Consider the following 8,123-nt stretch of genomic DNA (forward strand, 5'->3'; position numbering starts at 1 on the left):
ATTTTGAATATATCACGTTGAACCGCCAGTACCGGCAAATTAGCACGACTTTCCGATTGCTGGCGACGTAAACCTGCAAACCAGGTTTGTGCACGTAATGTTTTCAATGCGCGGTTCATCGGTTCGACTTTATTGATTTGGTTATAGTGCTCAACGCCTTCTATTCCTTGTTCCCACAGTTTCCCATAGCGTGCTTCCTGCCAGGCTGGGCTCTGTTCTGCACGAAATATTTTTAAGTTCAGTTTCAATTTGTCAGTCAGCTTATCAATAAACCGATAGGTTTCCGGAAACAGATAACCGGTATCGGTCAGGATAACGGGGATATCAGGGTATTCCTGTGTGATCAGATGCAGGCAGACTGCCGCCTGAATACCAAAACTGGAAGAAAGAACAAATTCGCCGGGCAGGTGTTCCAATGCCCAGATTACACGCTGACGGGCATCCAGCAATTCCAGTTGTTGGTTTATTTCGGCAAGCGCTTCCGTGCGCTGCTCAGTATTCAAAACCAATAGCTCAGATAAGCAGAGCGGGTTCATATCGCCTCCTGCCAATCGTAAAAGTCAACGGCTGAATTCAGGACTGGTTTAATAATACCGGCGCGGATCAAGAAATCACCAAAAGCTTCATCCTCATTACGTTCTATTGCCCAGTGACTAATCAACTCGTCCAGTATCGTCAAAATCTCGGCTGAGGTGATGTTTTCCCGATACATACGGGGAATGCGGCTGCCATTGCGATTTCCACCAAGGTGCAGGTTATAACGATCAAGCGCTTTACCCACCAGCCCTATTTCTGCCAACATCGCTCTACCACACCCATTCGGGCAACCTGTAACACGCAGAACGATATGTTCGTGACTGACGCCATGTTTTGCCATTAAAGCATCGACATGATCGACAAAGGTCGGTAAGAAACGCTCAGCTTCTGCCATCGCCAGCGGGCATGTCGGAAACGAAACACACGCCATAGAATGGTGGCGCAGAGAAGTCACATTGTTATCAATCAGGCCATGTGAACGGGCAATTTCTTCAATGCGTGCTTTTTCACTCTCCTGCACGCCTGCCACAATCAGGTTTTGATTCGCAGTCAAACGAAAATCACCTTTGTGTATTTTGGCAATTTCTGCAATCCCGGTTTTTAACGGTTTGTTCGGGTAATCCAGTAAGCGGCCATTTTCAATAAACAGGGTTAAGTGCCATTGGTCATCAATACCTTTTAACCAGCCAATTTGATCTCCCCGACCAGTCAATTCATAAGGACGGATCGGTTCAAATCTTACACCCGCACGCTTCTCAACTTCTTGTTTGAAAGTTTCAACACCGACACGCTCAAGGGTATATTTAGTTTTGGCATTTTTGCGATCGGTTCGGTTGCCCCAATCACGCTGTGTTGTCACAATGGCTTCAGCAATCGCTAAGGTATACTCTAGCGGAATATAACCAAATTCACTCGCCAAACGTGGGAATGTTTTCTTATCGCCGTGAGTCATAGCTAATCCCCCCCCCACCAGCACATTAAAACCGATCAGCCGATTATTCTCTGCGATAGCGACAAAGTTCATATCATTGGCATGCAGATCAACATCATTTTGCGGCGGGATCACAACTGATGTTTTGAATTTGCGAGGCAAATAAGTTTTACCCAGGATCGGCTCTTCATCGGTTGTCGCGATTTTTTCTTTGTCCAGCCAGATTTCTGCGTAAGCGTTAGTACGCGGCAGAAGATGCTCCGATATTTTCTTCGCCCATTCATAAGCCTGCTGATGCAACGCAGACTGTACCGGGTTTGAGGTACACAATACGTTACGGTTAACATCATTGGCCGTTGCCAGTGAATCCAGCCCCATTTGAGCCAGTAATTGATGCACTGGTTTGAGGTTGTTTTTTAAAATGCCATGAAATTGGAATGTTTGCCGATTAGTCAACCGGATACTGCCATACAGGGTGTTCTCTGTCGCAAACTGATCGATACCCAACCATTGGCGGGGAGTGATAATGCCTCCCGGTAAGCGACAACGCAGCATGATAGCATGGCGAGGTTCCAGTTTTTGTTCCGCACGTTCTGCCCTGATGTCACGATCATCTTGCTGATACATACCGTGGAAACGGATAAGGAGAAAGTTATCGCCTTCAAATCCGCCTGTCAGCCCATTTTTTAGATCTTCGCTGATCGTCCCGCGTAAATAGTTACTTTCTAACTTCATGCGTTCACTGTCAGCCTGTTTACCTTCAACAATTAAAGGACCTTGTTTTTCATTGCTCATTGTTTTCATTGCCCGTCGGTTTTCATACTTACGGTTTTTTTATTGCCCACGCTAGTAAACATCCCTCTGATAACGGCGCTCAAGGCGAAGTTCACTCAAAAACTCATCGGCCTGTTCTGCATCCATACCACCTTGTTGTGAAATGATATCCAGCAATGCCTGTTCCACATCTTTTGCCATACGATTGGCATCTCCACAGACGTATAAATGTGCTCCCTCTTGGATCCAACGCCAGATTTCTTCACTCTGCTCACGCAATTTGTCCTGTACGTAAACCTTATGCTGTTGATCCCGTGACCAAGCCAAATCAATGCGAGTCAATAACCCCTCTTTGACATAACGCTGAAATTCAACCTGATACAAGAAATCTTCTATAAAATGGGGATTACCAAAGAACAACCAGTTTTTACCTTCAGCGCCCTGATGATCTCGCTGTTGTAAAAACGCTCTGAATGGTGCAATCCCTGTGCCGGGGCCAATCATAATGATTGGTGTTTGAGGATCAGCAGGTAAACGGAAATTATCGTTATGCTCGATAAAAACACGGATACTGTCATCTTCTTGTAATCTATCTGCCAGATAGCCCGATGCCCCGCCAGTACGGGATCGTCCTTCTATGTCATATCGAACAACACCAACCGTAATATGCACCTCATTTTCGACTTCATCTTGTGAGGAGGAGATGGAGTAAAGCCGCGGGGTTAGTGGGCGCAATATATCGATAAATTGTTGGGCTTCAGGACGCAAGACTACTTGCCTGACCATATCCACAATGGGTGTTTTTTGTGCGTATAGCTGTAGTGCCGGTTTATCAGTGACTAAAGCAAGTAACTTTTCATCTTTCGTTAATGCAGCATATTTTTCGACAATGACTACCGTGTTTTGAGTCAATTCAATATGACTGCTCAGAGCCTCACGCAGAGTCAATGATTTTCCATGCATATTGACAGGTTCAGTTCCTTCCAGAAAGAGCAAGTTAATCAGTTCATCGACTAACGCAGGATCGTTTTCAAACCAAACACCCAGTGCGTCACCAGGCTGATAATGCAAGCCTGCATCTCCCAGATCAATTTCAATATGGCGGACATCTTTATCAGAGCCACGGCCTGTGATTTTTTGGTTAACTAACAGAGAGGCAGTTAGCGGAGTTTCTTTAGTATAAGGACTGGTGATAACTTCACTAGTAGTCCTCATTTGAGTTGTAGCTATAGCTGTATCAGTCGAGGCCGGTACACGCTGTTTCAAGATATCCGTTATTTGTTGACGCCATTGGGCTGCTACGTCCTGATATTCCACATCAGCATCAACACGATCCAATAACCGCTGTGCGCCTAATTCACTCAGGCGGCGATCAAAGTCTTTACCCGCCTGACAGAAGTGTTCATAAGAGGTATCTCCCAAACCAAACACAGCGTAAACCGTCTCGTTCATCGGAGCTGCTTTTTTGGAGTGCAGATATTTATAGAGTGCTACAGCTTCTTCGGCTGGCTCACCTTCACCCTGTGTCGAAGCAATAATAATCAATACCCGTTCTTTTGCGAGCTGTTTGAATTTATAATCACCAGCATTAACTAAATTCACATTCAGCTTTTGTGTCAGTAAAACATCTCTGAGTTGTTCCGCCAAACGACGGGCATTACCCGTCTGAGAAGCAGAAATCAGTGTTACCGTTTCCTGTTCGGGAACAGTTGGCGCAGGTGCCACAGCGTTGGCTTGTGGTTGGGAGTTTAACATTCCCCAAAAATAGCCTGATAACCAAGCCAATTGATGTGGAGAAAAATCACTGACCGCAGATTGCAGGCGTGACAATTGTTCCGGAGAAACAGGTAATAATGCAGTTGGAGGTGGTTTTGCGGTCATTATCCAGAGCCCTTTGCGATAGCCAATATCCACGATTAACAATCATCATGATAAACAATCATCATAAACATGGATTAATCATAAGGTTATCCCACAACTGACACTGGAATTAAAGAAAGGTTTGCAATATCTAATAACTAAATTACCTAACTTTATTTACAGATTTAATATATCGATAAAGTTGTTAAACACTGGATTTTATTTCTACAGAAAAATCACGTTAAGCCCGAAAGTTCAGGTAGAATAGCCGGCCTTTTGAAATCAGGAAAAAGTATTATGAGCACTACCATCTTTAAAGATTTTCAATTTGAAGCGGCGCATCGCCTGCCACATGTTCCTGAAGGGCATAAATGTGGCCGCCTACATGGGCACTCATTTATGGTACGTCTGGAAATTACCGGTGATGTTGATCCCCATAGCGGATGGCTCATGGACTTTGCCGATGTAAAAGCTACTTTCAAACCAATTTGGGAACGGCTTGATCACCACTACCTCAATGAGATCCCTGGTCTGGAAAATCCAACCAGCGAAGTTCTGGCCAAATGGATCTGGAGAGAGCTAAAACCCACTTTGCCACAACTCAGTGCCGTCATGGTAAAAGAAACCTGTAGCGCAGGTTGTATCTATCGTGGAGAGTAAAACATTCAGCACCAGGTGTTGGTGCTGAATGCATATATGAAAATTCAATTCACATCAGGCGATATTTAAGTATTTGTGTGTCTGCATGGAAAAACGCCAGTTACGGGCAATGCAGGTTTCAATACATAAACGAGTAGCTTCCTCTTTCTGGCTGATAGGCTGTAAAGCAATAACCGGCGCATTATCTTCATTAAGCATGGTTAGAAGTTCGTCTAATGCTTCAATATCGCGCTCCCGACCGACAGGATGTTTAACTTCGTTTGCCCGTTGCATAACTTCTGGCAAGACCTTGTATCCACCACGCATTTTCACTTTTGGTGAAACTGTTACCCAAGTTTTATCAGAACAACAGATTGCATGTGTGCCACTGGTCTCGATCTGACACTGGTAACCCTCTCTTTCCAGCGTTTCAGTTAAGGGACGTAAATCGTACAAGCACGGCTCTCCACCAGTAATAACAACATGACGTGCAGTGTATCCCTGGCGAGTGAATAAATTAATCATTTGCCGTGGCGTTGCTACCCCCCATATATCGCTATCCTGCGATTTCACCAAGATGTTTTCCATCGGCTGCTGCTTATCAACCTTTTTTTCCCAAGTATGCTTGGTATCACACCAACTGCACCCTACTGGACATCCTTGTAATCGAATGAAAACAGAAGGAACACCGGTAAATACCCCTTCCCCCTGCAAAGTCTGGAACATTTCATTTATTGGGTAGATCATAAAAAAACTCTGGTTTTAATAAACTGCCCGTTATTATTACAGATATCTATCCCGCGAACATCCATCTTTATGGTATGGTACGAGGTTGCTTTTACTGGCATCTGACGCCAGACACGGCATTGTATGCCTGAAATAGCGTATGCCTGAAAATACTCTCTGGCATGAAAGATAGATGGGATTAACGAATGCAAAACAATGAAAATCAGCTTAAACAGGGCCTGAGTGTGAGGCATATCCGCTTCATGGCTTTAGGCTCTGCAATAGGCACAGGGCTGTTTTATGGCTCAGCAGCTGCAATTCAGCAAGCAGGCCCTGCTGTATTGCTGGCCTATTTAATCGGCGGTGCTGCCGTATTTATGGTGATGAGAGCACTTGGAGAAATGGCCGTTCACCATCCTGTTTCCGGTTCCTTTTCACAGTATGCCAGCCATTATCTGGGGCCATTAGCCGGTTTCCTGACTGGCTGGATCTATGTTCTTGAAATGCTGTTTGTTTGCCTCGCTGATATTACTGCATTCGGCATGTATATGAAACTTTGGTTCCCGCATGTCGATCAATGGATTTGGGTTCTGGGTATCGTATGTTTTATCGGGGCGCTAAACCTATGCCATGTGAAGATTTTTGGTGAAATGGAGTTTTGGCTTTCTATCGTTAAAGTTACTGCCATTATTGCCATGATCATTGGTGGCCTGGTAATTATGATCTATGGTTTTGGTCAAGCGACTGAATATACTACAGGTATCGCCAATTTATGGGAACATGGGGGCTTTATGCCAAATGGCATTAGTGGTGTGATTGCCTCATTTGCCATTGTGATGTTTGCTTTTGGGGGGATAGAAGTTATTGGTATTACTGCCAGTGAAGCTAAAGATCCGGTAAAAACAATACCTAAAGCCATTAATGCTGTTCCATTCCGTATTTTGATCTTTTATGTCCTGACCTTATGTATTCTGATGTGCATCTATCCGTGGAATCAAATCGGTCAGAACGGAAGCCCATTTGTACAAATTTTTTCTAATTTGGGAATTAGCTCAGCCGCAAATATTCTGAATGTTGTTGTGATTACTGCGGCTATTTCAGCTATTAACAGCGATATTTTTGGTGCCGGAAGAATGATGTATGGCATGGCTCAAGAAGGACAGGCACCGGAGTCATTCAAAAAACTGACCAGTAATGGTGTTCCGTGGATGACCGTTCTGGTCATGATTACTGTTCTGCTACTCGGTGTATTGCTCAATTATCTGCTCCCTGATGATATTTTTATCCTTATTGCGTCAGTTGCAACATTCGCAACAGTTTGGGTATGGCTGATGATTTTACTTTCTCATGTAGCTATGCGTCGTAAGATGAGTGTAGAAGAAATCAAGACCTTAAAATTTCCAGTACCCATGTGGCCAATAGCGCCTGCAATTACGATTGTTTTCATGAGTGCAGTCATCTTGTTACTCGGCTTTTTCGATCAGACGAGGGACGCCTTATATGTAGGAGTAGGTTGGGTGCTTGTTCTAACCCTCGCATATTTTTTCGGTGTAAAGAAAAAAATAGCCGTGCCCCATCTTTCTAACCAATAGAACTTACCTTCAAAAGCGCCGGTATTCTTCCGGCGTTTTTTCTCTTCCCCTGTTTAATTCTCTACGTCAATTATCATCTATGTATTCTATAACGAAAACCTGACCATAAGCGGATTGTGATCAGAAGCGACGGTCGTTAAAACGGTTGCACTCAGAACGTTTAACTCACGGTAAAAAACAAAATCTAAGGGTTTACCAAATACAATCGTTCGGTGATCATCATTAAAGTAGACTTCTTTAAGCCCCATACGTTGAGCAAAACGCTCCAGCACTTTAAACCGCCGACGACTCCAGGCATTAAAATCACCAGCAAATATCACCGGGCCATCATGCATACTGATATAGATACCAATGTTATTCAACTGCCGGCTATAAACATCAATACCAAAGCTGAAATTAATGGCATGTACGTTAACTACCATTAATTGTCGACCATCAGATAAAGGATAAATTGTGATAAGTGATGATTTTGAAAGCCTGATTATCGGTTCTTTTTCCCGTAATGGGCAACAGTAGATGGGGGAAGCTGAAGCTAATGTCATCACACCTGATGGATGTTGGGGAATAGCAAATGCAGGGACTTGATCTGCAATCAAACCACTGGCTGCAACAAATTTCAGCAAATCAGGAGTCGTTTGTGCTTCTTGCAGTAAGATAAGGTCACTCTCCTCAATTAAAGAGGCTAAGACATTTTGCCATAATGGACGTTGCTGCTTATGAATATTCCAAATGGCAACAGAAAATCCGCTATTATCGGCAAGGAGGGGTTCATGTGGTAGTGAGGTTTTTTCAACTAACTGTTTAAAAACAGGAAAAACCCGTTCTACAGGTTGGCCGGCAACATATCTCACAGCATAATTTTTTTGCATGTGATTTTTTTTCGCACGGATTTTTCTTACGTAACTATTTCGTATCAAGTGGCCCCCAACCTACCTCAATGTGATTTCCTCCATTAATATGACATCTCAATAACTGATTGCAACTTCTGCCACAAGAAATTCAACAAATAGCAAAAAACCCCTGAGATTTCTCTCAGGGGCTCATCTAAATACGGTGGCGGTGCG

6 protein-coding genes and 1 pseudogene are annotated in these 8,123 nt (G+C 43.9%); 2 read left to right on the plus strand and 5 right to left on the minus strand.

The window, feature by feature from the left end:
- The 3 genes from AAC147_RS06980 to cysJ form a co-directional block, all read right to left on the minus strand.
- Nucleotides 1-536, minus strand: a 536-nt coding sequence (locus AAC147_RS06980) for a phosphoadenylyl-sulfate reductase (RefSeq protein WP_047686101.1), incomplete at its 3' end; no start/stop codon positions are given.
- Nucleotides 533-2,263, minus strand: a complete 1,731-nt coding sequence (gene cysI, locus AAC147_RS06985; RefSeq protein ID WP_047686118.1) for an assimilatory sulfite reductase (NADPH) hemoprotein subunit — start codon at nt 2,261-2,263, stop codon at nt 533-535. The genes cysI and AAC147_RS06980, both read right to left, overlap by 4 nt.
- Nucleotides 2,264-2,314: 51 nt before the next feature.
- Nucleotides 2,315-4,123, minus strand: a complete 1,809-nt coding sequence (gene cysJ / locus AAC147_RS06990; RefSeq protein WP_047686104.1) for an NADPH-dependent assimilatory sulfite reductase flavoprotein subunit — start codon at nt 4,121-4,123, stop codon at nt 2,315-2,317.
- Nucleotides 4,124-4,399: 276 nt separating this feature from the next.
- Between cysJ and queD the strand changes: the two genes are divergently transcribed.
- On the plus strand, nt 4,400-4,762 hold the full coding sequence (queD, locus tag AAC147_RS06995) for a 6-carboxytetrahydropterin synthase QueD (RefSeq protein WP_047686107.1): 363 nt from the start codon (nt 4,400-4,402) through the stop codon (nt 4,760-4,762).
- Between the two features lie 54 nt (nt 4,763-4,816).
- Here the strand turns inward: queD and queE are convergent, their stop codons facing one another.
- Nucleotides 4,817-5,488 (minus strand): 7-carboxy-7-deazaguanine synthase QueE, encoded by a 672-nt coding sequence (queE, locus tag AAC147_RS07000; RefSeq protein ID WP_047686110.1) that lies wholly within the window; start codon nt 5,486-5,488, stop codon nt 4,817-4,819.
- 185 nt (nt 5,489-5,673) lie between these two features.
- On the opposite strand from queE, the gene AAC147_RS07005 reads away from it, so the two are divergent.
- Nucleotides 5,674-7,059, plus strand: a complete 1,386-nt coding sequence (locus AAC147_RS07005) for an amino acid permease (protein ID WP_047686113.1) — start codon at nt 5,674-5,676, stop codon at nt 7,057-7,059.
- An 86-nt stretch (nt 7,060-7,145) separates the two neighbouring features.
- On the opposite strand, the pseudogene AAC147_RS07010 reads toward AAC147_RS07005, so the two are convergent.
- Nucleotides 7,146-7,913, minus strand: a pseudogene (locus tag AAC147_RS07010) (endonuclease/exonuclease/phosphatase family protein); the annotation flags it as partial.
- Nucleotides 7,914-8,123: the final 210 nt, after the last annotated feature.

The sequence above is a fragment of the Xenorhabdus sp. NBAII XenSa04 genome (assembly GCF_963866145.1).
Taxonomy (GTDB): Bacteria; Pseudomonadota; Gammaproteobacteria; order Enterobacterales; family Enterobacteriaceae; genus Xenorhabdus; species Xenorhabdus indica.